The organism is Sphingopyxis sp. A083, from assembly GCF_001468495.1.
Classification (GTDB): domain Bacteria; phylum Pseudomonadota; class Alphaproteobacteria; order Sphingomonadales; family Sphingomonadaceae; genus Sphingopyxis; species Sphingopyxis terrae.
Genome location: NZ_LNSK01000001.1, coordinates 450,841 through 475,968, shown reverse-complemented (window position 1 = coordinate 475,968; position 25,128 = coordinate 450,841). Strand labels below are relative to the sequence as shown.

At 63.9% G+C, this 25,128-nt stretch carries 29 protein-coding genes and 2 pseudogenes; 20 read left to right on the top strand and 11 right to left on the bottom strand.

Annotated features, from left to right (window positions below; all coding sequences use genetic code 11):
- Nucleotides 1–15 precede the first annotated feature (15 nt).
- Together ATE59_RS02325 and ATE59_RS02320 are read left to right on the top strand one after the other, a co-directional pair.
- Entirely contained in the window at nt 16–1,173 is a 1,158-nt protein-coding gene (locus tag ATE59_RS02325) for an iron-containing alcohol dehydrogenase (protein ID WP_058811050.1), read from the top strand.
- A gap of 261 nt (nt 1,174–1,434) precedes the next feature.
- Nucleotides 1,435–2,703, top strand: coding sequence for a site-specific integrase (locus tag ATE59_RS02320; RefSeq protein ID WP_156416560.1), 1,269 nt, complete (start codon nt 1,435–1,437; stop codon nt 2,701–2,703).
- Between the two features lie 87 nt (nt 2,704–2,790).
- On the opposite strand, the gene ATE59_RS02315 is transcribed toward ATE59_RS02320, so the two are convergent.
- The 8 genes from ATE59_RS02315 to ATE59_RS02280 all read right to left on the bottom strand — a co-directional run bounded on the left by ATE59_RS02315 (nt 2,791) and on the right by ATE59_RS02280 (nt 9,641).
- Nucleotides 2,791–3,459 carry a hypothetical protein gene (locus ATE59_RS02315; protein WP_058455239.1) on the bottom strand — a complete coding sequence of 223 codons (669 nt, stop codon included), beginning with the start codon at nt 3,457–3,459 and terminating at the stop codon, nt 2,791–2,793.
- On the bottom strand, nt 3,434–4,609 hold the full coding sequence (locus ATE59_RS02310) for a helix-turn-helix domain-containing protein (protein ID WP_197409123.1): 1,176 nt from the start codon (nt 4,607–4,609) through the stop codon (nt 3,434–3,436). Before ATE59_RS02310 ends, ATE59_RS02315 begins: the two co-directional genes overlap by 26 nt.
- Nucleotides 4,606–5,973: a 7-cyano-7-deazaguanine synthase gene (locus tag ATE59_RS02305; protein ID WP_156416692.1), complete on the bottom strand. Its 1,368-nt coding sequence runs from the start codon at nt 5,971–5,973 to the stop codon at nt 4,606–4,608. Before ATE59_RS02305 ends, ATE59_RS02310 begins: the two co-directional genes overlap by 4 nt.
- 17 nt (nt 5,974–5,990) lie before the next feature.
- Nucleotides 5,991–6,560 (bottom strand): hypothetical protein, encoded by a 570-nt coding sequence (locus ATE59_RS02300; RefSeq protein WP_058455242.1) that lies wholly within the window; start codon nt 6,558–6,560, stop codon nt 5,991–5,993.
- Nucleotides 6,561–6,586: 26 nt separating this feature from the next.
- A complete protein-coding gene (locus ATE59_RS02295) occupies nt 6,587–7,216 on the bottom strand; it encodes a hypothetical protein (RefSeq protein ID WP_058455243.1) in 630 nt (209 codons plus the stop codon).
- A 138-nt stretch (nt 7,217–7,354) separates the two neighbouring features.
- Complete coding sequence (locus ATE59_RS02290) at nt 7,355–8,782, bottom strand: YncE family protein (protein ID WP_058455244.1); 1,428 nt, start codon at nt 8,780–8,782, stop codon at nt 7,355–7,357.
- Nucleotides 8,783–8,784: 2 nt separating this feature from the next.
- Nucleotides 8,785–9,153, bottom strand: coding sequence for a CopM family metallochaperone (gene copM / locus ATE59_RS02285; RefSeq protein ID WP_120694178.1), 369 nt, complete (start codon nt 9,151–9,153; stop codon nt 8,785–8,787).
- A gap of 8 nt (nt 9,154–9,161) precedes the next feature.
- Complete coding sequence (locus tag ATE59_RS02280) at nt 9,162–9,641, bottom strand: hypothetical protein (RefSeq protein ID WP_058455246.1); 480 nt, start codon at nt 9,639–9,641, stop codon at nt 9,162–9,164.
- 123 nt (nt 9,642–9,764) lie between these two features.
- Here ATE59_RS02280 and ATE59_RS02275 point away from each other — a divergent pair, with 123 nt between their 5' ends.
- The 11 genes from ATE59_RS02275 (at nt 9,765) to arsH (ending at nt 18,498) form a co-directional block, all read left to right on the top strand.
- On the top strand, nt 9,765–10,364 hold the full coding sequence (locus ATE59_RS02275) for a uracil-DNA glycosylase (protein WP_058455247.1): 600 nt from the start codon (nt 9,765–9,767) through the stop codon (nt 10,362–10,364).
- A gap of 77 nt (nt 10,365–10,441) precedes the next feature.
- Nucleotides 10,442–11,311, top strand: coding sequence for a LysR family transcriptional regulator (locus ATE59_RS02270; RefSeq protein ID WP_058455248.1), 870 nt, complete (start codon nt 10,442–10,444; stop codon nt 11,309–11,311).
- Nucleotides 11,308–12,462, top strand: coding sequence for a TDT family transporter (locus ATE59_RS02265; RefSeq protein ID WP_231729122.1), 1,155 nt, complete (start codon nt 11,308–11,310; stop codon nt 12,460–12,462). The genes ATE59_RS02270 and ATE59_RS02265 overlap by 4 nt, the downstream gene beginning before the upstream one ends.
- Before the next feature lie 87 nt (nt 12,463–12,549).
- Complete coding sequence (locus ATE59_RS02260; protein WP_058455249.1) at nt 12,550–13,788, top strand: molybdopterin-dependent oxidoreductase; 1,239 nt, start codon at nt 12,550–12,552, stop codon at nt 13,786–13,788.
- Between the two features lie 11 nt (nt 13,789–13,799).
- Complete coding sequence (locus tag ATE59_RS02255; protein ID WP_058455250.1) at nt 13,800–14,273, top strand: c-type cytochrome; 474 nt, start codon at nt 13,800–13,802, stop codon at nt 14,271–14,273.
- Between the two features lie 47 nt (nt 14,274–14,320).
- Nucleotides 14,321–14,980 carry an MBL fold metallo-hydrolase gene (locus ATE59_RS02250; RefSeq protein WP_058455251.1) on the top strand — a complete coding sequence of 220 codons (660 nt, stop codon included), beginning with the start codon at nt 14,321–14,323 and terminating at the stop codon, nt 14,978–14,980.
- On the top strand, nt 14,977–15,426 hold the full coding sequence (locus tag ATE59_RS18310) for a DUF202 domain-containing protein (protein ID WP_058455252.1): 450 nt from the start codon (nt 14,977–14,979) through the stop codon (nt 15,424–15,426). Before ATE59_RS02250 ends, ATE59_RS18310 begins: the two co-directional genes overlap by 4 nt.
- Before the next feature lie 464 nt (nt 15,427–15,890).
- A complete protein-coding gene (locus tag ATE59_RS02240) occupies nt 15,891–16,220 on the top strand; it encodes an ArsR/SmtB family transcription factor (protein ID WP_058811049.1) in 330 nt (109 codons plus the stop codon).
- Nucleotides 16,221–16,233: 13 nt separating this feature from the next.
- The gene (gene arsC, locus ATE59_RS02235; RefSeq protein WP_058811048.1) at nt 16,234–16,662 is read left to right on the top strand and encodes an arsenate reductase (glutaredoxin); all 429 of its coding nucleotides are present in this window, start codon (nt 16,234–16,236) and stop codon (nt 16,660–16,662) included.
- Between the two features lie 10 nt (nt 16,663–16,672).
- Nucleotides 16,673–17,737, top strand: a complete 1,065-nt coding sequence (gene arsB / locus ATE59_RS02230) for an ACR3 family arsenite efflux transporter (RefSeq protein WP_058811047.1) — start codon at nt 16,673–16,675, stop codon at nt 17,735–17,737.
- A gap of 5 nt (nt 17,738–17,742) precedes the next feature.
- Nucleotides 17,743–18,498, top strand: a complete 756-nt coding sequence (arsH, locus tag ATE59_RS02225; RefSeq protein ID WP_058455253.1) for an arsenical resistance protein ArsH — start codon at nt 17,743–17,745, stop codon at nt 18,496–18,498.
- A gap of 20 nt (nt 18,499–18,518) precedes the next feature.
- Here arsH and ATE59_RS02220 read toward each other — a convergent pair whose 3' ends face one another.
- Nucleotides 18,519–18,896, bottom strand: a complete 378-nt coding sequence (locus ATE59_RS02220; protein WP_058455254.1) for a hypothetical protein — start codon at nt 18,894–18,896, stop codon at nt 18,519–18,521.
- On the bottom strand, nt 18,896–19,144 hold the full coding sequence (locus ATE59_RS02215) for a hypothetical protein (protein WP_058455255.1): 249 nt from the start codon (nt 19,142–19,144) through the stop codon (nt 18,896–18,898). The genes ATE59_RS02220 and ATE59_RS02215 overlap by 1 nt, the downstream gene beginning before the upstream one ends.
- A gap of 91 nt (nt 19,145–19,235) precedes the next feature.
- Here ATE59_RS02215 and ATE59_RS02210 point away from each other — a divergent pair, with 91 nt between their 5' ends.
- From ATE59_RS02210 to ATE59_RS18150, 3 genes and pseudogenes are all read left to right on the top strand, one after another.
- Nucleotides 19,236–19,646: a MerR family transcriptional regulator gene (locus tag ATE59_RS02210; protein WP_058455326.1), complete on the top strand. Its 411-nt coding sequence runs from the start codon at nt 19,236–19,238 to the stop codon at nt 19,644–19,646.
- 96 nt (nt 19,647–19,742) lie between these two features.
- Nucleotides 19,743–20,192 (top strand): annotated as a pseudogene (locus ATE59_RS18305) (arsenic resistance protein); the annotation flags it as partial.
- A gap of 86 nt (nt 20,193–20,278) precedes the next feature.
- A pseudogene (locus ATE59_RS18150) lies at nt 20,279–20,410 on the top strand (glycosyltransferase family 1 protein); the annotation flags it as partial.
- Here the strand turns inward: ATE59_RS18150 and ATE59_RS02200 are convergent.
- The gene (locus ATE59_RS02200) at nt 20,382–20,813 is read right to left on the bottom strand and encodes a haloacid dehalogenase-like hydrolase (RefSeq protein WP_058811045.1); all 432 of its coding nucleotides are present in this window, start codon (nt 20,811–20,813) and stop codon (nt 20,382–20,384) included. The pseudogene ATE59_RS18150 and the gene ATE59_RS02200 sit on opposite strands and share 29 nt — an antisense overlap.
- Before the next feature lie 129 nt (nt 20,814–20,942).
- On the opposite strand from ATE59_RS02200, the gene ATE59_RS02195 reads away from it, so the two are divergent.
- Genes ATE59_RS02195 through ATE59_RS02180 form a run of 4 tightly spaced genes read left to right on the top strand, consistent with a single transcriptional unit; the run spans nt 20,943 to nt 25,038 of the window.
- On the top strand, nt 20,943–22,103 hold the full coding sequence (locus tag ATE59_RS02195) for a hypothetical protein (protein ID WP_231729125.1): 1,161 nt from the start codon (nt 20,943–20,945) through the stop codon (nt 22,101–22,103).
- Nucleotides 22,084–23,409, top strand: coding sequence for a lipopolysaccharide biosynthesis protein (locus ATE59_RS02190; protein WP_058455269.1), 1,326 nt, complete (start codon nt 22,084–22,086; stop codon nt 23,407–23,409). Before ATE59_RS02195 ends, ATE59_RS02190 begins: the two co-directional genes overlap by 20 nt.
- Nucleotides 23,406–24,101 carry an RNA polymerase sigma factor gene (locus ATE59_RS17460; protein ID WP_331458611.1) on the top strand — a complete coding sequence of 232 codons (696 nt, stop codon included), beginning with the start codon at nt 23,406–23,408 and terminating at the stop codon, nt 24,099–24,101. Before ATE59_RS02190 ends, ATE59_RS17460 begins: the two co-directional genes overlap by 4 nt.
- Entirely contained in the window at nt 24,040–25,038 is a 999-nt protein-coding gene (locus ATE59_RS02180) for a FecR family protein (RefSeq protein ID WP_082657261.1), read from the top strand. Before ATE59_RS17460 ends, ATE59_RS02180 begins: the two co-directional genes overlap by 62 nt.
- Nucleotides 25,039–25,128 lie beyond the last annotated feature (90 nt).

Here is a 25,128-nt window from a genome sequence, read left to right as displayed (position 1 = left end):
CGAAGGAGCATAGCCATGGCCTCGATCTTCCTGCCGCGGTCGATCCGCATCGGCGGCGGCACGATCGCCGAGCTTCCGGCGGCGCTCGCCCAGTTCGGCCTCGCCGCTCCGGCGATCCTGACCGACCCTTTCCTTGCGCAGAACGGCACGCTCGACCGGCTGCTGACAATCCTCGCCGCCGCGGGGATCGCGGCGCGCGCCTATTGCGACGTCATTTCCGACCCCACGGTCGCATCGGTCGAGGCGGCGCACAGCTTTGTCGCCGAAGCGGCGCATGACAGCGTGATAGCGCTCGGCGGCGGCAGCCCCATCGATACGGCGAAGGCCGTCGCCGTGCTCGCCGTACGCGGCGGCACAATGCGCGAGCGCAAGGTGCCGCATCAGGAAGATGCCCCAGCCCTGCCGATCGTCGCGATCCCGACCACCGCCGGCACCGGATCCGAAGCGACGCGCGTGACGGTCATCACCGATGAGGCCAATGACGAAAAGATGCTGTGCGCGGGCCTCGCCTATCTGCCGACCATCGCGATCGTCGACTATGAGCTCACCCTGACCAAGCCGCTGCGCCTGACCGCCGACACCGGGATCGACGCGCTGACCCACGCTATCGAGGCCTATGTGTCGCGGCTCGCCAATCCTTTCTCGGACGGCATGGCGCTCGCCGCGATGCGCGCGATCTGGCCCAATTTGCGCACCGCCTGCGCCGAACCCGGCAATCGCGCCGCGCGCGAAGCGATGATGGCGGGATCGCTGCAGGCCGGAATCGCCTTCTCCAACGCCTCGGTCGCCTTGGTCCATGGCATGAGCCGCCCGATCGGCGCGCATTTCCATGTCGCGCACGGCCTGTCGAACGCGATGTTGCTCCCCGCCGTGACCGCCTGGTCGGCGCCGGCGGCGCTGCCGCGCTATGCCGACTGCGCACGCGCGATGGGGTTGGCGGCAGAGGGCGAAGGCGACCAGGCGGCGGTGGCGCGACTGGTCGAAGCACTGCGCGACGTCAACCGCGACCTCGCGGTCCCGACCCCCAAAAGCTATGGTATCGACGAAGCGCGCTGGACCGAATTGCTGCCGCTGATGGCCGAACAGGCGCTCGCATCGGGATCCCCGGGCCACAATCCCCGCATCCCCGACACGGCAACGATCGAGGCGCTGTACCGCGAAGCCTGGGCCTGACCGGCCCGTCTTGGCTATTTCCGATGTCGGGAAAAACTGGAGCGGGCGAAGGGATTCGAACCCTCGACCCCAACCTTGGCAAGAAATTACTGCAAATACCCCAGAGCTTCTTTTTCTACGCCAAGGTACGAAAAACCAAGCTTTTGTTGACTTCAGCCTACGATATTCTATCCTCGACCTACCCTGCGAAGCGGTGATTTTCTATTACGTCCTTATTACTTTTCGAATCTGCCACCCTCGCGTAATATGATGGAGGAACTTGTGGCGCTTGCAAAGCTCAATAAGCGGACGGTCGATGCGCTGGCTGCACCAGCGACAGGCCAGGCATTTCTTTGGGATACCGAGATCAAAGGTTTCGGTGTCCGTGTCGGCGCAACCGGGACGAAAACCTTCGTCATCCAGTATATGAATGAGGAAGGCCGGGTTCGGCGAGTGAAGATCGGGCGCTTCGGCGTGATGACGGTCGAGCAAGCCCGCGAGTTGGCAAAGATCCAGTTGGGCAAGGTCGCCTCTGGCGAAGATCCCGCAGAGGAGTCGCGCCGGGTACGGAAGGATCTCAATGTCGCCGAGATGTGCGAATGGTATCTCGTCGAAGCGCGGGCCGGCCGCATTCTTGGACGGAAGAACCGCCCGATCAAGGACACCTCGCTCAACATGGATGAGAGCCGCATCCGGACGCATATCATCCCGCTGACGGGTAAACGCCTCGTGCGGAAGCTGACGATCGCCGACGTCGAGGCCATGCAAAATGACATCGCCACCGGTCAAACCCGAAAGCCTCCTTCGGGCGGGCGCGGCGGCCGCCCGACGGGCGGTGCCGGCGTCGCCGGGAGGAGCCTCGGCACCCTTCAGGCCATTCTCGGCCATGCAAAGCATAAGGGACTGATTGCCGAACACCCCACGAAGGGCGCGAAGAAGCTCGCAACCAAGAAAAAGACCCGGCGTCTCAGCATCGCCGAGATCGAGCTGCTCGGTCGGGCGATCGGCCGGGCCGAACTGAGTTCCGAGAACCCCGTTGCGCTCGCAATTGTCAGGACTCTCCTTCTGACCGGCTATCGGCGGGAAGAGGCGCAGGCACTGCAGCGGCAGTGGGTCAACCCCATCTGCGGTTACGTCGCGTTCCCCGACACGAAGAGCGACGCGCAATATCGGGCGATCGGACCCGAGGCGGTCAAGATCGTTGTCGCACAGCCCGAAATTGCCGGCTGCCCCTACGTCTTTCCCGCGTCGAATGGCGAAGGCCCTTTTACCGCCGTCAGCGACTGCCTGGCTCGCCTGTGCCGCTCGGCCGGCATCGAGGGTGTAACGCCGCATACGCTGCGCCACACCTTCGGGAGCATGGCTGGCGAACTCGGCTTCTCCGAGCTCACGATCCGCGCGATGCTAGGCCACGCGTCGCAAAGTGTGACGCAGGACTATGTTCATATCGATGAAGCTGTGAAGCTGGCGGTCAGCCGCACTTCGGACGAGATCGCAAAACATCTCGAGACTGGCGTGCGGAAGGCGGCAAAGATGAAGTTCGCTCAATGACTCTTTCGGTCAGCGCATCCGGAGCGCGGATTGATCGGGTCGATCGAGTGCGCGGCTACTCCGGGAATGCGCTGGCCTTCAGCAATGTCATAGCTCATAGCGCCTCCCGGCAAGGTCGCCTCGTTCCCCTTTCGAAACCAGCATCGACTTGCTCCGCAATGCAGCCGGCAGGCTCGTGCAATCGGCGGCCCGGACGGGCCCAAGAATCCGGCAAACCTCGGCAAGATATTCGTCTGGAACCCGCATCCGGGCGCCTTGCAGGGCGGCATGAAGCATGACCGCTATCTCTTCTTGATTCAGCACGCCGCGCGTCACCGGACTCAGTAGCAATTCTGCCGAGCTAACGATTGGCAAGGCCGGGAAGCGCCGACTAGCGAGGCCGATCGCCTTGCGCTCGTCAATCATCGCGGTACCGCCGATCTGGAGGGCGTGCGCCAAAGTTGCGGCCTCACCATCGTCGAGCGTCTCGCTGATCGAACCGACGACGAACCCCATGAACAAGGCTTCTGCGTCCGCGTGCAGCTCGGCGACTTCGACCAGCCCCATCTCGATCAGCTCGGCCATCCTCTCGGCCGTCGCTCGCCCCTTGTCGCGGCCTCGCTCAAGTTCACCGAGCACAATGCGAGGCAGGATGGGCGGGCGGACAAGCGCTCGAAGGATCGCGATGGCCTGTCCCCCTGCGATGATGTTGATCCAGACGCTGGCATCCGCGACGAGCGGACGGCCGCCATCAAAGCAGGAACGAGGGGGACTCATCGGTCTCCGCTCCTTCCGCTTCGAACTCGTCGATCAGCGCGCGGGCATCCACGCGGTCGATATGCAGCAGACGCGCGACCTGGCCTTCGCTGATCAGCTCGCGGCGCCATGCCTCGCTCGCCATGAGGCTCATGCGCATCGACACCTGGCGCCGTGCGTCCGCGCGCGCATCGTCGGCCGGAATCGCGTCGCCGAGCACTTCGCGCGCCTGGACGTCGGTGATGCGGCCCTGATGCGCGAACCAGTCCCAGGTCCCCGCCTTAGTTAGGCCAAGTTCCTCGAGCCGGCGCACCATCGCCTCGCGCGACACACCGAAATAATGCGCGAGCAGGATGATATGGCGGCGAGTGAGCTTCGCCGCGCCCGCGGTCAGCTCTTGGAACTTGGCCGCAACAGCCCTCGCCGGGGTCAGGAAGCAGCGCCCGAACGCATTGGCATAACGCTCTTCGCGGCTGGATTCGGGGGAATTGGCATGGAGCGCGTCCGGCGACCTCCGGGTCGAAATGAAATGGCCAAGCTCATGCGCCCCGGTCTGGGTGCGCCGGTCGCGCGGATGGGCGGCGTTCAAAAGAATGCACGCGCCGATCGCATCGTCAAAGGCATAGAGACCCGAAATCTTCGGGTCGATGCGGCGGATGAACACTCTGGCGCCCAGCTGCAGTTCGAGCAAGGAGACAATGTCGTGGATCGGCGCCAGGCCGAGCCCCAGCAGCTGCCGCAGCTCCCACGCATCCTGTTCGGCCTGGAGCAGGACATTGCCCGGCAACAGTGGGCGCTCGGGCGGATCGAACCGCACGCGCTTGATGCCAAGGAGATTTTCCAGCTCGAGTTCGGCCTGGACAAGGCTGTTGAGCAGGTTGATCGCCGGATCGATCTCGTCGCCCTGCTCGCCGGCTTTGCGGAAGCGCGGCCGCAGATCGACCTTCGCGCTGTCCTGCCGGAGCAGCACGTTGAGCGAAGTTCCATAGAGCGCAGCCAGCTTCTGCAGTTCATCGACGCGCGCGCGGCGTTGCCCCTGCTCGATCGCGACAAGTGTGGTGCGGGCGACATTGAGCGCCGCCGCAGCCGCCGCCTGGGTCATCTTGGCATTCTCGCGCGCGTCGCGCAGCAGCTCGCCAATGCCTTCGGCGGTCAGGGATCCGGTGATCATTGCCATGGCGACACCATCGCGATCCGCGAGACGAACGATTCCTTGCCGAGGCTCGCGAGAAAGGCGAGCCATTCCGACCGGTGCCGTTCGAGCAGATCGAACATTTCCCGCTCGGCGACCGCCGCTTCTATCCCGAGCCCGTCGGCGGTTTCATGCGCAACGCGCCGCACTGCGCGGCGATGCAAGTCCGAGCGCGCGAGGGCGGCGAGATGATCAAGGTGAAGAATCCCCGCGATCGCATAATCCTCGAATGCCTTGCTCATCCGGGCAAACCCTTTGACGGTGCCGCCGTGAATGTCGCTCGCACCGAGATTTTCCCAGATATATTCGTCGGATGCCTCGACGATCCCGGCGGTGTGCATGCTCATGCGGCGCAGCATGCAGGCCGCGCAGATGCCGCACTGGCGTCGGCGGCCGCCGAAACTGACACGCCGCGAATCCTGCCAGCACGAGCGCGTGTCGTGCCAGGTCGGAGCAGCCTCCAGCGCGTGAGCCGCGGCAAGAGTCTCGCCCTTCGTATACCAGATGCGCGGATACTCGTAGGTCGGGACGCTTTTTCCCATGGCCGCGAACAGCTTCTCGATCCGCTGAGTGAAGGCGGGATGCACGCGATAATCGGGATAGATCTGACCGCTCGACGCGATGATCGGACCGAGTGCGCCTTGTCCGCTCTCGGTGACGACAATCCGATCGACCTTCGCCAGCTGCGCGGCGATGCCAGTGATCATCGCGAACTTGAACCCGCGTGACCGCGCGGAGGATTCGACGCGCTGGCGCTTGCCCAGCTTCACATCGAACGGAACCGCAGTGAACCGCCGCTGCTTGCGCGGCGTCCCTTTAGTGTCGGCCCCCTTGGTGCCGAGACGGACCCGCACCAGCCCGCCTTTCTCCTTTGCCGCGACGAGGGCGGCCACGGCCCGTGAATCGAGACCATCGCTATAGGGCATGATGATCTTGTCGGGGATCGAGAGATCAAGCTTACGCGGACCGACCTCGACGACATCGTGCTGGCGCCGGACGAAGCTCAACGCCCAGCGGTCGCCGGTGAGAAAGGCAAGTGCTTCCCCCAGCGCTTGTCGCACCGATGGCTTGTTCCAGAGGCTGTCGTCATGAACGGCGACGCGCAGATCGAAGGCGCGCGCCCAGCCCCACGCCGGACGGCGCACGCTCAGATCGCAATATTCGACGGCGGCAGCGATGATCATCAGGTCGACCAGCTCGGGATGCCAATCCGCGAAGAAGAAGTCCTTCAGCCCCTCAATCGACAGCGTGATGCTCTTGCCAAGGATCGCGCCCTGCGCCCCGTCACGCAGCGGCTCGTCTTCCTCCACGGCGTCGATCCGAACGCCTTCCGCATCCGCCACATGATAAGCCTTCACATTCACAGCGGCACTCCGTCGTCTAGGCCGGAATAGGTGGCAGCGGCCGGAGCCTGCGGGGCATCCGCGGTGCGAAGCACTTGCCGCGCCACCGCGGAAATATCGATCTCGCCATGCGCGCCTTCGAGACGCGACCGCACAGCGCGAGCGCGCTGGCCGGACGCCTCGCGGAACATATGCTCTTCGACCTGGCGAAATCCTGCGAGCAGCCGGTCGGAGACGGTGCCCTCGGCCGCCTGTTGCAGGGCGTCGGCCGGAGCGCAACCGTCATTGAGGGCATCGACCGCGTTCCGAAGGAAGCTCGCCTCCATCGGCGAACTGGCCTGGGAGTGCATCGCGCGGAGATCGGCAACGGGGAGGTCGCGAAATAGGCCAGGTTCATCAGGGCCGATGATCAGGCTGGACACCCTGCTGAGAAAGCCTGGCGACAATTCGGCGCGGCAATCCCGCTCGGCAGCAGCATGCAGCGCGTCGGCAATCTCGCGGGTCGAGAAAGCCTCAACATAAGCGCATTTGGCCGCGAGCTTCCAACGTGGCGACATAGGCAGTGAACGATAGGGCCCATCACTCATGGCAGATCTCCTGCCACGCTAACTAATTAGCAATCTGACATTGTCAATAATAATTTTTTATAAAGCTGACATTTCTCGCATATTGCCTTCCCCGAGCAGGCGCAGTCGGTCGCCAGCGGCCAACCCGCTGGTCGTCTCGGGGCCTCCGCAGACTTGTCGGTGCTCAGGCGGACTGCAGGTCCGGAAGCGACATTTCGGGTGCCTATTCGACGCTGGCGAAAGTCCGCGAACCCGATGGCAAACTGATCACGCCGGCTTCGCCGCCGTCGCGGGTATGCGGCATCCTCTGGCGGGGAGGTGTCGACACCGACCGGTTTCGCTTTGCCCTCAGCTTCTGCCGTCGATTCGGAACGGGGTACCTCCAATTCCGCCGCTGCGAGATGCGACAGCACCGCCGCGTAGCTGCCGAGACCGCGCACCGTTTCCGCCGAGATCAGGATTTCGTCATCGTCCGAGGCGCTGAAACGCCGAACGGTCGTGCCGTCAAAAACCACCCGCTCCGGGCCGAACGCCCCGGGAGCGCCGCCAGCCCAGCGCGCGAATACAAGGGCATGATCGACACAGAAAGTCTCGATCGCCTCGAACCGGCCCAAGGCAACATCATGGACGGCCAGGGTAAGCGTCCGGATCCCCTGGACAGGCAAAATCTGGGACAAAGCCGTCGTTAGCAGGTCAGACGGCGTCCGTCGGCTTTCGGTAAACGCGGACGTTCGATGAGCTTCCCTTCAGAGACGTGGGAGCCAAAGAGCAAGAAACGCCGCTGCGTTCAATTCGTAGCCAGCAGCGCGCGGGCTTCAATGGGCTTGTTTCTGCACTACCGCGCCCTGCGAATCCGGATCACCTGTACGAATGACCAAATAACGACGCTCGGCCGGGGCAGCATCCGCGACAATCTGGCGGATCGGCCCGACGGCGTTGACGATGGCGGCGCCGGCCGGATTGGTCATGAATTTGGCAAGAGGTTGAATCGCACCCGTCCCGTCTGCTTTGGTCGCCAGTCCAAGCGTGAACGGTTGCTTTGACGGCAGGCCCGCGACGGCGGCCTGCAGGATCTGGACCTGCCCCTGATCGAACAAAGTGACCTGGCTCTGGCCCTGGCCTGACAGGGTCAACTGGACCTTGCCGCTGGCCATATCGAGCGGGACCAGATTGGCCATGCCGTCGCCCGAAGGCACCGCGCCCGGCACATAGGCGACGCCCTGCGGCCCCTGACCGATAGGGATGGTCGTGAGCAGGCGGTTGGTCGCAGTATCGATGACCGCAACGCCGTCGCCATTCTCCAGCCCAACATAGATGCGGGTGCCGTCGCCCGAAGGCCATAACCCGTGCGGCAGCGCGCCGACCGGGACGGCGGCGACCTGCTCGAAAGTATCGGTCCGGAACACCTTGACGATATTCTGCGTGCCGACCGTCACATAGGCGAACTGTCCGCGCGACGTGCGGGCGATGTTGACGTGATTGGTGATGGCGCCGGTGTCGATCGTCTTAAGGACAGCGAACGGCGGCTTGGCATCGAACACCATCACCTTGCCGACATCTTTGAGCGTCAGCCAGACCTGCCTGCCATCGGGGGTCGCGGCGATGTCGGGGCAGAAGGGGCTAGCTTGGGCGACACGTCCGACAATCTTCTTGGCTTTGGTGTCGATTACGACCGTCTCGGGCGAGAAGCTCGAGCAAACGTACCCGTATTTGCCGTCGGGCGAGAAGATCGTCATGCCCGGGCCGTTCGGGACGGTGATGCGCGTGGCAGGTTCGAACGTCTTGCCATCGAGCACCTGGATATAGTCCTCGCCGCGAACGCTGACCCAGACCTCGCGCCCGTCGGGACGGAAGAACGCCTCGTGCGGCGAGCGGCCGACATAGGCGGTGTGCTTGACCGCGTTGGTGGCCGTATCGATGAAGGTCACCGAGTTCGACCCGATCGAGATCACCGCCAGCGTCCTGCCATCGGGTGAGAAGCCCATGCCGTGGACCAGAAGCTGACCCTTGTAGAGTGGGCTCAGATTGGCGGGCGTCAGATCGCCGAGCTTGATGACGCCGAGCAGCCGGTTGGTTGACGGGTCGATGACCGATACCGTGTTGGAAAACTGGTCCGAAGTATAGAAGCGGTCCTGCGAACTGATCGGCCGGTCGGGCGTCGCATTGGGCACCTGCTGCGCGGATGCGGTGTTTGCAAGCAGGCCGAGGGCGGACATGGCGAACGCCGTCTTGAGGTGATTCATAATCATTTTCCGTCTCCCTGATGCTGGTGAGGCACACTCGGCGGTGCGCCCTTCTCGGCAAGGATCGCCTGCATGACCTCGATCTCCTGACGCTGTTCAACGATGATGCCCTGCGCGAGACGGCGCAGGCGTTCGTCCTTGCCGTAGCGCAGCTGCGCCTGTGCCATCTCGATCGCGCCCTGGTGATGCGGGATCATCATCGCCGCGAAGTCGCGGTCCGGATCGCCGGACGGCGCGACCATCATCTCATGGTGCATCTGCTCCATCGCGGCGGCCATGTCGGTGGCGAAGTCCTGCGGCGCCGCTGCGAGCGCGCCTGCAGATGCCGCGAGGCCGAGGCCGGCAAGACCCAGTATCAGTTTCAAGCGCATGCCCCTTCTCATGATAGTCTCGCGATAACGCCTATGATGGCAGCCAGTGTCATCATCGCCGCCGGCAGCAGGAATATTTGCATCGTCGCCTCGCGGCCGCTGATCGTCAAGGCGAGGATTTCGACCGTACCGTTCAAGAATTCGCCGAAGCTACGCTGCCGCTCGCCCGGCACCGGACTGTCGGCAAGCAGGATGCCGCCCACGATCAGCGAGAAGTAGATGACCATGAACAGGGTCACCATCACCAGTACGCTGGCGGCATAGGCATCGCGTGCAAAGAAGGTCCAGAAGGACGCCACCATCATCGCGTAGAAGCCGACCAACGCGACCAGCACATGCGGATGCACGCCGCGATTGGCGACGCCGGGCGCCGGACGCTCCAGCTCCGCATAGGGATCGTCGGGCCGGACCAGCCGTAATGCTGGCTTGGCCGCCGGCTCGACCTGTGCCTCGGCCTGAAACTCGGTCTGCTTGATGCGCGTTGCCATGTCGGATCTCCGGATCGACAGCGCTGCGAAATGAAGCGTCGCTGTTCCTGTGATCAAGATGACGGCTCACCAGTCATCGATCCAACCGATGATACTTGTCGTTCCGATCACGAATGGAGATGAATGGCCTGGCTCGACGAACCCGACCTGATCAAGCGACGGCGGCAGTCCTTGGCGGATACACATGTCGCACAGCTCGAATGCTGGCGCGAAGGGCTGTTGGCCGACGGCAGACCTGTGCCGCATTTCGACCCGGCGGACGGCGGGATCGACGCCCGGCTGCTGTTGCTTCTCGAAACCCCGGGTCCCGGGCCTGAGCGCACGCGCTTCGTGTCGCGCGACAATCCGTCCGGGACCGCCCGCAATCTGCGGCGCTATCTCGACGAGGCCGGCATCGACCGGTCCGATTGTGTGCTCTGGAACACCGTGCCTTGGATCATGCATCCACCCGGCGCCCGCAATCGCACCGTGCGCAAAGCCGAGATCGATGCCGGGCTGGCCACGCTTCCCGGGCTTCTCGCGCTGCTGCCCAAGCTGAAAGTCTGCTTGCTGGCCGGCCGGGTGGCGACCAAGGCCGGACAACTCGTGTCGGCGCATGATGCTTCGATCAAGATCATCCCGATGCCGCACCCCAGCCCGGCCAACGTCTGTACAAGTCCGCAGGTTGGGGATCGCCTTCGCGCGGCATTCAGCGAAACAGCGGCCCTGCTCGACCAATCGTAAATGACGATTGGAACGATCCAATCAACAAGTTGGAACGATTGATCGCGCCGGTCTATTGATCCCTGCAGGAGATCGATATGACCCTCGAACAACTTCGTATTTTCGTTGGCGTCGCCGAGCGCGAGCATATGACCCGCGCCGCCGAGGCACTCAACGTCACCCAGTCGGCGGCGAGTGCCGCCATCGCCGCGCTCGAAGCGCGCCACGACGTGCCGCTCTTTCACCGGGTCGGGCGCGGCATTGAGCTCACCGAGGCCGGCCGCATGTTTCTGGACGAGGCGCGCGCCGTCCTTGGCCGGGCCGCGAGCGCCGAACTGGCGCTGTCGGAGTTCGGTGGTCTCAAGCGCGGTACGCTGCGGATCGTCGCGAGTCAGACCATCGCCAGCTACTGGCTGCCTGCGCGCCTCGCTGAATTTCATCGCCGCCATCCGCTGATCGGCATCGAACTGGTGATCGAAAACACCGACGGTGCTGCTGCGCAGGTGCTCGACGGCACGGCCGAACTGGGCTTTGTCGAAGGTTCGGTCGACCAGCCGGCACTTGCGCACTGGAAGGTCGCCGAGGACCGGATGCTACTGGTCGGCGCAGAGCGAACCAGGAATGTTGATGAAAACTGGATCCGCGAGGCCAACTGGATCGTGCGCGAACAGGGATCGGGCACGCGCTCGACCTTCGAGGAAGTGCTGCGCCATCGCGGCATCGATCCCGCTGACCTGCGCATCGGCATGACCCTGCCGTCCAACGAAGCGGTTCGTTCGGCGGTCGAGGCCGGCGCCGGGGTGGCGGTGCTGTCCGAGCTGGTCGTCCGCCGTGCGCTCTTGGCCGGGCATCTCCAAGATCTTGGCCTCGGACTGCCGGCGCGTCCGTTCGAAGCGCTGCGGCACAAGGAGCGCTTTCGCACCAGGGCAGCCGATGCGCTGACCGATCTCGTGAAGGAGCTTGGATGATGACCGGCGATCTCAAGCCCGTGCTCGACGGCCTGCGACCGCTCTCGCGGCTCGATCATCCCCGCGAGATGATCCGCCAGTTCACGCCCAACTGGTTCGCCGCGACCATGGGCACCGGCATCCTCGCACTGGCGCTTCCGCAGGTGCCGGGCATCGGCCCGACGCTGAAGCCGGTCGGCGAGGTGCTTTGGTTCTTCAATATCGCGCTCTTCGCGCTCTTCACCGGTATCTATTCTGCGCGCTGGATCCTGTTCGGCCATGAGGCGCGGCGGATCTTCGGCCATAACACGGTGTCGATGTTCATCGGCACCATCCCGATGGGCCTCGCCACGATCATCAACGGCTGCCTCGCCTTTGGGATCGCCCGGTTCGGCGACGGCATCGTCGGTGTAGCGCATGTCTTGTGGTGGATCGACGTTGCGATGGCGGTGACCTGCGGTGTCGTCATTCCCTATTTCATGTTCACTCGCCACGAGCACAGCCTAGATGGCATGACTGCAGTCTGGCTACTTCCAGTCGTCGCGGCCGAGGTCGCGGCGGCGAGCGGCGGCCTGCTCGCGCCGCATCTCGCCGATCCGCATGCTCAGTTCGTGACGCTGCTCACTTCCTATGTGCTCTGGGCCTATTCGGTGCCGGTCGCCTTCAGTATCCTCGCGCTGCTCATCCTGCGCATGGCACTGCACAAGCTGCCGCACGAGGGCATGGCCGCGTCGAGCTGGCTCGCGCTCGGCCCGATCGGCACCGGTGCGCTGGGCATGCTGGTGCTGGGCGGCGACGCGCCCGCCATCCTTTCCGCACACGGCCTCGCGTCGATCGCCGGCGTGGCACAGGGCCTCGGCAGCATCGCCGGGCTGCTGCTCTGGGGCTTTGGGCTGTGGTGGCTGGCGCTCGCGATGCTGATCACCTGGCGCTACTGGCGCGCTGGCATCCCGTTCAACCTCGGCTGGTGGGGCTATACCTTCCCGCTCGGCGTCAACACGGTCGCAACCTTCCGCCTCGGTACGACCTTCGACCTCGCCTTCTTCGGGATCGTCGGGACGGTGCTCACCCTTGCCCTCGCCATGATGTGGGTGGTAGTCGCCGCCAAGACGCTGACCGGCGCATGGAAGGGGCATCTCTTCGTATCGCCCTGCATCGCCACACCCAACTGATCGCCTGAGGCGATCAAAATCGAAAATCCGATCGCTTGGCTCGACGAGCCGGGTCGGCCACGTTCGCCCGAAGAAGGGAATGCTATCATGGACAAGCTCGACACCTGGCTCGCCGCGCAAAGCAGTCGTCGCCGTTTCCTCGGCCAGGCCGCACTGGGCGGTGCCGCGCTCGCCGCAGGCCCAGCGCTCGCACAGAGCCTTGTCGATCTCCATCTGCCAGGTGGCAATGCCGGACGGCCGATGACCAGCGCCTTTCCCGGCAAAGGCAGCATGATCCTCCAGCGCATGCACCCGCCGCTGCTCGAGACCCCGATGGAGGTGTTTGACCGCGACGTGTTCACTCCCAACGACCAGTTTTTCGTGCGCTGGCACTGGGCCGATATCCCGACGTCGATCGATGTCGATACCTTTCGGCTCACCGTTCGAGGCCACGTCAACCGGCCGCTATCGATCAGCCTTGCGCAGCTGCTCCGCCTGCCGCGCGTCGAGATGGCCGCGGTCAATCAGTGCTCGGGCAACAGCCGCGGCCTGTTCCAGCCGCGTGTGCCCGGCGCACAATGGGGCAATGGTGCGATGGGCAATGCCAAATGGCTCGGCGTGCGGCTGCGCGACATCCTCGATTTTGCCGGCGTGAAGCCGGGCGCGGTGCAGGTGCGTTTCGGCGCGCTCGACCAGCCCGTCGTCGCCGGCGCGCCGGATTTCGAGAAGGCGCTCGACATCGATCACGCCCACGACGGCGAGGTGATGATCGCCTTCGGCATGAACGGTGAGCAGTTGCCCTTGCTCAACGGCTTTCCCTGCCGGCTGATCGTGCCGGGCTGGTATTCGACCTACTGGGTCAAGATGCTCAACGACATCGAGGTGCTGCCCGGCCCCGACGACGAATATTGGATGGCCAAGGCTTACAAAATCCCGGCGACGCCTGGCGCCAATGTGAAGCCCGGTGCCAAGGACTTCCCGACCGTCCCGATCAACCGGATGATCCCGCGCTCCTGGGTAACGAGCCTCGGCGAAGGACAGGCCATTGCCTTTGACCAGACGATACCACTCGGTGGCATCGCGATGGGCGGCGATTGCGGGGTCGCCAAGGTGGATGTCTCCACCGACGGCGGGCGTACCTGGTATCACACCCGCCTCGGTCCCGATCACGGCAAATACAGCTTCCGCCGCTGGGACACGCAGGTGCCGCTGCCGGCGCGCGGAAATGTGCGGCTGATGTCGCGCTGCTGGAACACGGCCGGGGTCGCGCAGCCGATGGCGCCGATCTGGAACCCGGGCGGGTTCATGCGCGGCAATATCGAAACCACCAACATCACTGCGTCCTGAGGAGAGCCGAGATGAAAGTCCCTTCGATCGGCACGCTCTCGTTCGGCGCAGTCGGCCTTGCTGCCCTCGTACTAATCGCGATCGGCCCGCCCGGCAGCCGTGTAGCCCCGCCACCTCCGGCTCCCAGCGGGCCGGCGCCATCGAGTGTCGCGTTTGGAGGCTTCACACTCACATCGGACGCGGTCGACCTGCCGCTCGACGACCAGCAATATCCTGACGGACCGCACGCCGACGTGATCAATGCGAACTGCACCTCGTGCCATTCGGCCAGCATGGCGCTGACCCAGCCCGCGCTCACGGCCGACCAGTGGAAGGCGACGGTCACCAAGATGAAGGAGGTCTATAAGGCACCGGTCTCGGAAAAGGATATCCCGGCGATCGTCGACTATCTGACGGCGCTGAGCGCGAAGCAGGGCAGCGCGGCGCCGGCCGGCAAGGAATCCGGAAGTCAGGGCGCTCCCGACGCGTCGGGCGGGACTGGCTGAGTGACTTATCGCCGCGCGCCGCGTTGCTTGAATGAAGGAGGCGCCCGATGCGTATCGAGAAATTTGTGCATAGCTGCCTGCGGCTGACGCTCGACGGCAAGCGGCTGCTGTTCGACCCGGGCAAATTCTCGTTCGTCGATGGGCGCGTCGATCCTCGCGACCTCAGCGACGTGGATTTCATCCTATTTACGCACGGCCATCCCGATCATTTCGACTGCGAGGCGCTACGCACCATCGTCGGCGATGGCGAACCGCGGATATTCGGAGGCAACAAGGTCGCAGCCACGTTGCGCAGCCAGGGCTTCACCGTCAGCGAGGTCGGAGAGGAAGGGCTCGACCTTGGACCATTCACGGTCCGTGCCCTGCCGGTGCGCCATGAGCCGATCCTCGCCGAAGAAATCCCGGCCGTTCTGGCATTCGTCGTCAATGATCGCCTTCTCAATCCCGGCGATAGCTTTGATGAACGGCTCCACCAATTTGCTGGAATTGAGGCGCTGGCGCTGCCGGTGATGGCGCCGTTCCTGACCGAGATCGGCGCCTACGAGTTCGCCAGCTCCATGCGTCCAAGCCATGTGCTCCCGGTCCACGATGGCTATGCCCGCGACTGGTTCCTGACGCAGCGCTACGATACCTATGAGCCCTATTTCGAGAAGGCTGGCATAACCTTCCACCGGCTCCAGCAGCCCGGTGACGGGTTCGACCTGTGACCGACGACACCCCGCCGGACCCGGCAAAGCCCGCCCACGCGGCCAAGCAGTTGGTCAAGAGCGCCGACAAGCTCGCGACCAGCGCCGAGCAGCAGACCAACAGCGCCGATCGCCGCACAGTACTTGCTGCGGATCGGACCGTCCTCGCGGCCGAACGGACCTATGCCGCCTGGGTGCGAACCGGGCTCGCTGCTTTGGCAGCCGGCATCGGTGCTCGCGCCTTGCTCGACAAGCTGGTGCCCGACTGGATGATCGCGGGCACCGGCTCGGTTCTGGTCCTATTCAGCGCCCTGTGCTTTATCGCCGCGATCTGGCGCGAGTTCGCACCGGGTGTGCCGCCGCCCAAGCCCGACACGGCGAAGCTACCCGGCTGGCTATTGATCCTCGTCAACGGATTCCTGGTCATGGTGTCGATCGCAGCGCTGATCGGGCTCTGGCTCGCCTGATCGCGGCGTCGTCAGCTGTAGTACCGGATGCGCGCTCGGCGCAGGATCTTGTCTTCGAGTGAGTAATAGAGCCAGATAAGCGCAATGGCTGTAGCCCGGGGACGAATCGCGGGCGAGAGTGCTGGGTAAAAGGGTCATGGCATGTCTCCGCGACGGGTCCGGGAGACTCTCTCCCGGTTTCAACCCGCCACCTTGCCACTTCCCCCTCTTCCTCTGCGGCCACCAAAGGTGGCCGGGCCTTGCGGCGGTCCATAGCGTCAACAAACGCGCTGACATTCTCCCCCGAATATTGCCGCGTGCGAAGCGAACTCGGATCCCCTGTCATTTGCCCGACGCGAATCTAGACAAGAAGGCGCTACCGCGCTTCGCGCTGAACCGGATCGGCCGCAGGCCGAATCCACCCAAAGCATCGGATATTTACGATGCAATTTGACATGGGAAAAGTCATCGGATAATCCCGATGAATGAACAGCGACTCCGCTTTACCCGCTCTCGCCGCGCTGGCGCATCCCACACGCCTCGACGCATTTCGCTTGCTTGTTCGCCACGAGCCAAAGGGCCTTTCGACCGGCGATCTCGTCGAAGCCTCAGGCCTGTCTCAAAGCACCTTTTCGACGCACCTCGCGGTGCTCGCGAAGGCAGGCCTCGTGCGATCGGAAAAGCAAGGGCGCCAGTTCATCCAGCGCGCCGACATCGACACGCTGCGCGGACTGATGCTCTTCCTTGCCATGGACTGTTGCCAAGGGCGTCCCGAACTCTGCGAGCCGCTGCTCGCCGAACTTGCCTGCTGCTGACGGAGCCTGCGCCATGTCCGATATCATCATCTACCATAACCCCGAATGCAGCACCTCGCGCAACACGCTGGCGCTGATCCGCAACGCCGGTATCGAACCCCATGTCGTCGAATATCTGAAGACGTCGCCGTCGCGCGCCATGCTCGAAGAATTGATCGACCGCGCCGGCATCGCACCGCGCGACCTGCTCCGCGAGAAGGGCACGCCTTTTGATAACCTCGGCCTCGCCAACCGCGACCTCACCGACGACGCTCTTGTCGACGCGATGATGGCGCATCCACTGCTCATCAATCGGCCGCTCGTCGTGACGCCTCTCGGGGTGAAACTCTGCCGACCATCCGAAGCGGTGCTCGACATTCTTCCCGCGCGCCAGCTCGGCGCCTTCGTCAAGGAAGATGGCGAGCAGGTCGTCGATGCTGACGGCAATCGCGTTCGGACCTGAGGGGATTGTCATGACCGCCGCAAGGACCGAACGCCTGTCGTTCCTCGACCGCTATCTGACGCTCTGGATCTTTCTCGCGATAGCGCTCGGCGTTCTCCTCGGGTCGCTCTTCAAGGGGCTGCCAGCCGCGATCGATGCGATGTCGATCGGAACCATGAACATCCCGATCGCGATCGGCCTGATCCTGATGATGTATCCGCCGCTCGCGCGCGTGCGCTACAACGAGCTCCCGCGCGTGTTCGAGGACAAGCGCGTCCTCGCGATCTCGCTCATCCAGAACTGGATCATCGGGCCGGTGCTGATGTTCGCGCTCGCGGTCGTCTTCCTCGCGGACAAGCCCGAATATATGACCGGCCTGATCCTGATCGGACTCGCGCGCTGCATCGCGATGGTGATCGTGTGGAACCAGCTCGCGAAGGGCGACAATCAATATGTCGCAGCGCTCGTCGCCTTCAACTCGATCTTCCAGATCCTCTTCTTCAGCGTCTATGCCTGGTTCTTCCTCACCGTGCTGCCGCCGCTCTTCGGGCTCGAAGGCAGCATCATCGATGTCAGCTTCTGGACGATCGCCGAGGCCGTGCTCATCTATCTCGGTATCCCTTTCTTCGCCGGTTATCTGACGCGCCATTTCCTTGCCCGCGCAAAAGGCGACGAATGGTATGAGACGCGCTTCCTGCCGACGATCGGTCCGATCACGCTGGTCGCGCTGCTTTTTACCATCGTCGCGATGTTCAGCCTCAAGGGCAGCGAGATCGTCACCATACCCGGCGACGTCGTCCGGATCGCAATCCCGCTCACCATCTATTTCGTGGTGCAGTTCCTCATCAGCTTCTGGATGGGCAAGGTCATCGACGCCGATTACCCTCGAACCACTGCGGTCGCCTTCACGGCCGCAGGCAATAATTTCGAGCTCGCAATCGCGGTCGCGATCGCCGCCTTCGGCCTCGCCTCGCCAGTCGCGTTTGCAGCCGTCATCGGCCCGCTCGTCGAAGTCCCCGTCCTCATCCTGCTCGTCAGCGTCGCATTCCGTCTCGGACGGCGCTGGTTCCCGGCAAGCACGCCTTCGGAAGCCTGACACTCATGACCGAACAAAATTTCACGCGTCTGCGCGTCCTCGCCGACGCAGACCATCTCCCGGCTCTAAGCCCCGAATATACTCGCTCGCAACCCGCACTCGGCCTCGGGCCGCTCGATCCGGCGCCGCGCATCCTCCTGCTGTACGGAAGTCTGCGCGAACGATCCTTTTCACGCCTCGTCGTCGAGGAGACCGCGCGCCTGCTCCAGCTCTTTGGCTGCGAAACCCGCATTTTCGACCCGTCCGACCTGCCCCTTCCCGACCAGGTTGCCGATGACGATCACCCGGCGGTCGAGGAACTCAGACAGCATTCGATCTGGTCCGAAGGTCAGGTCTGGTGCAGCCCCGAGCGCCACGGCCAGATCACCGGCATCATGAAGGCGCAGGTCGATCATCTGCCGCTCGCCTACAAGGGCGTTCGCCCGACGCAGGGCCGCACGCTCGCGGTGATGCAGGTGTCGGCGGGCTCGCAGTCGTTCAACAGCGTCAATACGCTCCGCATCCTGGGTCGCTGGATGCGGATGATCACAATCCCCAACCAGTCGAGCGTCGCCAAGGCCTGGCAGGAGTTTGACGAGGCGGGGCGCATGTTACCGTCGAGTTATTATGATCGCATCGTCGATGTCGCGGAAGAGCTGGTGCGCTTCACCGTGCTCACGCGCAGGCATGCCGACCAGCTCGTCGACCGCTATTCGGAGCGCAAGGACCGCAACGAACCGGTCGCGACGCCCGCCGACCTGGCGGACCTGCCCAGGGCCTAGCGGTTTGCGCTGCGGTCCAATCAGCGCAGCAGGCCGATCAAGGGCGCTTCGATCAGCGGTTCCCACAAGAGCGCAATTGCCGTCAGCAAGGTCGAAACGCCGAGCAGGATGAGGGTCGACGCGGCCGCCTTCCGCCCGGTTGCCCTGGACTGCCGCCAGACGATGAACCATGCGGCGGCGACGACAATCACCGAGAGCGCGCGCAGCCATGGCGCTGCCCCTTCGAGCCAGCTCAATGCGGCTCCCGCGCCCGCGAGCGCCGCAGCCGGCAGGGCGAGCGGAAGCACGCAGCAGGCCGCGCAGCTCAGCACCGCCGCCGACGACGTCATTGTCGCTGCGACCCCGGCGCCCGTTTCGGCCGAGCCAGTCTGCTCCGGCATTTCCATGCGCGTGGCCATCAATTTGCCCCTTCCGGCTTGCAGCCGCACGATCCGTCGATTTTGCAGGTCGCCGGAGCCTGCTGGCGCCGACGCTGTGCGACATAGGCGGCGGCGACCGCGGCGAGCAAGAGGCTGCCGATGAGGATGGCGATCCCGTTCCCGCTCGCGATTCCGAGTGCGCCTAGGGCGCTGGCCCCGAAAAGCAGCGGAAAAGCGCAGCATGCCGCGCAGGCGGCGCCCAGCCCGATAGCCATTTTCCACTTCATCACATTTTCCTTCCCAGATTTCCGGCTCAGGATTATGCCTATGCGGCCTCAAGTAGCTTGAGGTGCAAGCGATAAATGAATGGCCTTTCCCATGACGCGTGAAATGATGATCGGCGATGCCGCCAAAGCGGCGGGCTGCTCGGTTCCGACGATCCGCTACTATGAGAGTGTGGGATTGCTTGCCGAAGCCGCCCGTACCGCCGCGGGGCACCGCTCCTACCGACGGCAGGATGTCGAGCGCCTCACGCTCATCCGTCGCTGCCGTGACTTCGGCATGTCGATCAACCAGGTCAAGACGCTGATCGCGATCCGCGAGAGCCCGTCGTCGTGCGACAATGCACTCGAGGCCGTGACTCTTCATCGCGAGCAGTTGAACGCCCGGATAGCCGACCTCAAAGCCCTCGACCGCGCCCTCGCGCTGATCGTCGCGCGCTGTGAGGCGGATTGTGCGGGCGGTGCGTCATCCTGCTGCACGATCTACGACGATCTCGCGGTCGCTTGAGATGCGCGCCATGATCGCCCGAACGGCTCGAACGAAACGAGGCGCGACAAGCATAGCATCGAACTTCAGCCCGACCGCGCGAGGACCGTTTAATATATGACGCAAAGCGAGCTGCGCGACCGTTTGGAAACCCATCAGGTCGCAATATATTTCGCCGTCGTTCTACTCGGCGCATCGGCGGGCGCGTTCGTTCCGGGCGCGACGGCGCTCGAGCCGGCGATCAACCCCGCGCTCGCCTTCATGTTGTTCGTGACCTTCCTGCAAGTTCCGATCGCCGCGCTCGGACAGGCGCTTCGCGACGTCCGTTTTCTGGCAGCGCTGCTTGGGGTCAATTTCATCGTCGTGCCGCTGCTGGTTGCCGGATTGATGCCCTTCGCACCCGACGACCCGCTCATTCGCCTCGGGATCCTCATCGTTCTGCTGTGCCCCTGCATCGATTATGTCGTGACCTTCGCGCATCTCGGCCGCGCCGACGCACGGCTGCTCCTAGCCTCGACGCCCGCGCTTCTGATCGTGCAGATGCTGTTGCTGCCCGTCTATCTTGCGGCGTTCCTCGGTGACGACGCGGCCGACGTCGTCCAGGCCGGGCCCTTCGTCCACGCCTTGCGCAAGGATAACCGGCCTCAAGGATCGCAAGGGTCGATGCCGAGCGCCCCGATCTCGTCGAAGCCTCCTCGCCCTGGCGCACCGCCAATATCGTTGCCGACTGGCAGGGAAGCGCGCCGCGCTCGCTGATCATGCATGCCGATCCTTTGGCCGCCTATCTGCGACACCAAGCCGCTCGGCGAGCGCCTCGAGATAGAAGAGATGCGCGGCCGAGGCGATGACGACGCGACGCCCCGCCGCGCGCTCGGCGGCAATGCTCGCGATGGCGTCGGCGTGAATATTATTCGCAATGCTATGCTCGGCATAGGCATCCACGAGGTCGGTCACGAGGTCGAGATCGACCGCGCTTCCGAGCATGAGCCGCTGCATTGCCTGCTTGAGTTGTTTGCGCGTCAGGAGGCGGGCCTTGTAGGCTGCCATGAGACCGACCACCAGCGGGGCGAAGACGAGCCGCCACGGCGCGCGTCGCCGCGCCGCAAAAAGCAGGAACGGCGACCAGGTGCCGTATATGGTGAGCGTCCGGTCGAGATCGAAGACCGACAGCGGGCAGGATGATGACATGGGCGATTTCCTCCGCAGGTAGGACGCCGCCCGAATTATTTTCCGCACTTGCTGCGGATATCACGACGCTGCGGCGTCGTTCGTCCCATGCGGATCGGTTTTCTTTTCAATCATGACCAGATTCACCAGATGGCCCACAGCATGCCGGTCGCGCTTGCCCTTGCGCGGGCGGGCACAGACGCCGAGATCATTGTCGCAACCACCAACGAGCTTCTGGAGCGTGAGGCCGTGCGGCTGATGGGCGGGGCTGTGCCGTCAGGCATCCAATTCGTTGCTCTGCGTCTGCATTCGGCGGCGTCGCGGAGCGTCGATGCGATGTTTGGACCCATTCTCCCCGCCGCCAAATTGCTGGTCTACCGCGACAATCTCGCCTTCTTTCGCTCGCTCGACCTGCTCGTCGTGACCGAGCGAACCTCGCTGATCCTCAAAACGCGCTACGGTCTATCATCGCTCCGTATGATCCTGACCGACCATGGTGCCGGAGACCGGGCGATCGGCTTCGGCAAATCGGCGGCGCTATTCGACCATATATTGGCGGCGGGCCCGAAAATCTGCGATCGCCTCACCCGCGAGGCGGGCGTCTGTCCCGACCGGCTGACGATGACCGGCTATCCCAAATTCGATATCGCGACGGGGGAAGGGCGACCAATCAAGTTTCGCGGCAGCAATCGGCCTGTCGTCCTCTACAATCCACACGTCTCGCCGCATCTCTCGTCCTGGTATAAGCAGGGACGCGCGGTGCTCGACTATTTCCTCGCCACTGACCGCTACAATCTCATTTTCGCGCCGCATATCATGATGTTCGAGCGGCGGATGGCGGTCACGATCGACAAGCTTCGGTTCGGCCTTCCCGGAAAGCTGCGCACCCGCTACGCAGCGGCGCCGAACATTCACATCGATCTTGGCAGCACAGCGTTGACCGACATGAGCTACACGAACGGGGCGGACATCTATCTCGGCGACGTCAGCAGTCAGATTTATGAGTTTCTCAGGACCCCGCGACCCTGCCTCTTTCTGAACTGCCACGGCATCGACGCGGACCACGATCCCAACTTCGCCCACTGGCAGTCCGGGCCGGTGATCTCGGACGCTCGCCATCTCGATCGCGGCCTGGAGGAAGCCGTGAAGGATCATCCGGCACGATATATGGGGGTGCAGCGGCGGCTCTTCGACCACACGTTCGATCTCACCTCCGAGCCATCGTCGGTGCGAGCCGCTCGCGCAATCGCTTCACTCGCGCGCGGCCGTGAAATTGAAGGCCGATCCATCGATGCCGGCCTTGCCCACTGACGCGGCGGAAAAATCGCCGGGACCGGTCCGCCGCATCTACCAGAATCTCGGGCTGCTGCTCGGCGGCAAGGCGGCTGCGGGGCTGATCAGCCTCGTCTATGTCATTGCGGCCGCCCGTATCCTCGGCCCCGAGCAATATGGTGTCCTTGTCCTCGTGAACTATTTCGCGATGCTCGTGGGCGGACTCGTCGCCTTTCCCGGCTGGCACGCGATCGTCCGTTACGGCGTCCAGCCCGCTGAAAATGATCACGCTAAGCTTATCCGCTTGTTGCGCTTTGTCGGCGCGGTCGAGCTTCTGGCCGGGCTGGTCGCGGTGATCGTAGCGGCGCTCGCAGTGCCGATCGTCGGCCCCCTCCTCGGATGGTCGGCGGATGCGCAGGCTCTCGCCATACCCTATTGTTTTGCGGTCCTTGCGACCGTGCGCGCGACCCCCGGCGGGTATCTGCAAATCCTGCGGCGCTTCGACCTTCTTGCACTCCATAATATTGTGACACCGGTGATGCGGCTGCTCGGCACGCTCGTGGTCATCGTCTTCGATCTGGGGCTCACGGCCTTCCTGATTGCCTGGCTTGTCGCTGCGCTGGTTGAGGGCGTGTCGCTTTGGATCGCGGCGATCTGTCTCGCGCGCCGCCATATGCTCGACCAGCCCCTGCTCGGAGCGGTTGCAGACGCTCGGTGCGAGCATGACGGACTTGGCCGCTTCATGCTGACCGCCAACGCCGACATAATGTTGGGCGACCTGACCGGTCGTCTTACCCCGCTGATCGTTGGCGCGATGCTTGGCCCGGCTGCGGCGGGCCTATATTCGATCGCGCACCGCGCAACGATCGTCATTTCCCAGCCCGCGCAGATATTGGGCCAGGCGGCTTATGCCGAGCTAGCCCGGCTGGCAGCCGCAGACGGTGCGAAAACAGCCATTCGCCATGCGCTCGCGCGCTGTGTCGGCATTGCGCTTGCAACGGCGCTGCCTCTGGTCGTCGTCTTGGCGTTCTTCTCGCATGAGGTTGCGGTGCTGATCGCCGGTCCGGCCTTTGCCGGCGCCGCGGCGATCATGATTTGGCTAACGCTGGCCAGGGTCGTGGCGATGGCCGGACCGCCAACAAGTGCAGCTCTAATAGCACTTGGACATCCCGGTTTATCGGTGGCGGCAAATCTGGTTGCCGGGCTGGGCCTTTTGCCGCTGCTGCCGCTATTCACCAGTTCCGCCGGGCTGGTAGGCGCAGGCTATCTCGCATTGCTGCAGGCTGTGATCGCTGCAGGGCTGCTCGGTTTCGCGCTGTGGCGTGTCACCGCCCATTCCGCATGATGCCGCTGCTCTCCACAAGCGCGACGCGCGGTCACACGCCTTTCCTATTTCGCGCATATCGGGCAGACGCTAAGTCTTGCCGCGAGAGCGAAAACGGAAGAGCGCAGGATCTGATGACCGAAGCCTCTGGGCTAGAAGCGATATTCCTGGCCAACCGGCCGGCCTTGTCGCGCTATCTGCGCGTTCGTCTCCGCGGCGACGGCGATGGCGAAGATATATTGCAGGACCTGTGGCTGAAACTCGCGGATATCGATGCCAGCGTAATCGCCGAGCCGCTCGCTTATCTTTACCGCGCCGCCGAGAATCTGGTGCTTGATCGCCGCCGCTCTGCGCAGCGCCGCACCGCGCGCGAGCAGGAGTGGACGAAGGGCCATATCGAGGGCAGCATGGCAGCTCCCCGCGACGCCCAGCCATCGGCGGATCGCCTGCTGGTTGCTCGCGACCAGCTTCGGCGAGTCGATGCGGTTCTTGATACATTGCCCGAACGCACCGCCTTTGCCTTTCGCGCCGTGCGGATTGATGGTGTCCCGCAAAAGCAGATTGCCGCCGAAATGGGGATCAGCCTCAGCGCGGTCGAAAAACATCTGCAACGGGGTTATCGAGCGGTTCTGGAGCTCAAGCAGCAATTGGATGTGGATATCGACGCGCCGCAACGTCAATGGGCCGAAGGAATTGATGATGGCGTCCGGTAGCATTGTTGACGAGGCCATTGCATGGCATGTGCGGCTGCAGAGTCCTGCGGCTGACGGCACATTGTGGGCTGAGTTCACGGCTTGGATGGAAGCCGACCCCGCGCATGCCGATGCGTATGACGCGGTCGCGTTCGCCGACGACCGGCTTTCGGAAGAGCTTGCAGGTGCCGGAACGATCGCGACCCCTTCGCCCCCGGCAAATAATGACAATGAACCTGGCGCGTTGCCATGGTATCGCGGCCGCGCTTTTCTGGCGATCGCCGCCAGTCTCGTTCTGGCCCTTTTCCTGTCGCCTATGCTGCTGAAGTCGCCAGGGATGGAATCGATCGCAACCCAGCCGGGCGAGACGCGCGAAATCGCGCTGGCCGACGGATCAAAAATCGCGCTCAATGGCGGCACGACGATCGCGCTCGACCGCAAGGCCGAGCGCTTCGCCCGCCTCGAAAGCGGCGAGGCGATCTTCATGATCAAACATGACAGCGCGCGTCCGTTCATCGTTGAAACCGGTGATGGCACACTTCGCGACGTCGGCACGATCTTCAACGTGCGGCAATCCGCCGACGGGCTGGAAGTCGCGGTGTCCGAAGGCAGTGTGCAATACCAGCCGGGCTCCGAGGCCGTGACGCTCACCGCAGGCAAGCAGCTCCGCGTCAAACGCGGAACCTCGAAAGCCATCGTCTCGGCAATCGATCCGGCCACGGTGGGAGGATGGCAACAGGGAAGGCTGAGCTATCGCGATGCGCCGCTCACGACGATCGCTATGGATTTGTCGCGATCTCTCGGCACCCCGGTGACCGTGTCGCCGGACCTCGCAAGTCGCCGTTTCTCGGGCGTTATTCGCATCGATCGTGACGAAGCGCGGCTCTTCCGGCAATTGGAATCCTTGCTTGGCGTCCGTGCGCGTCATAGTGCCAAAGGATGGCAATTGACGCGCTGATCCGGTGACTTGGACCTACTTCCTCCCTGTCGTCGCGATCTCGATCTCGACTGCGAGTCCGGTGTCCGCTGCCGAAAGCCAGCGCTTCGA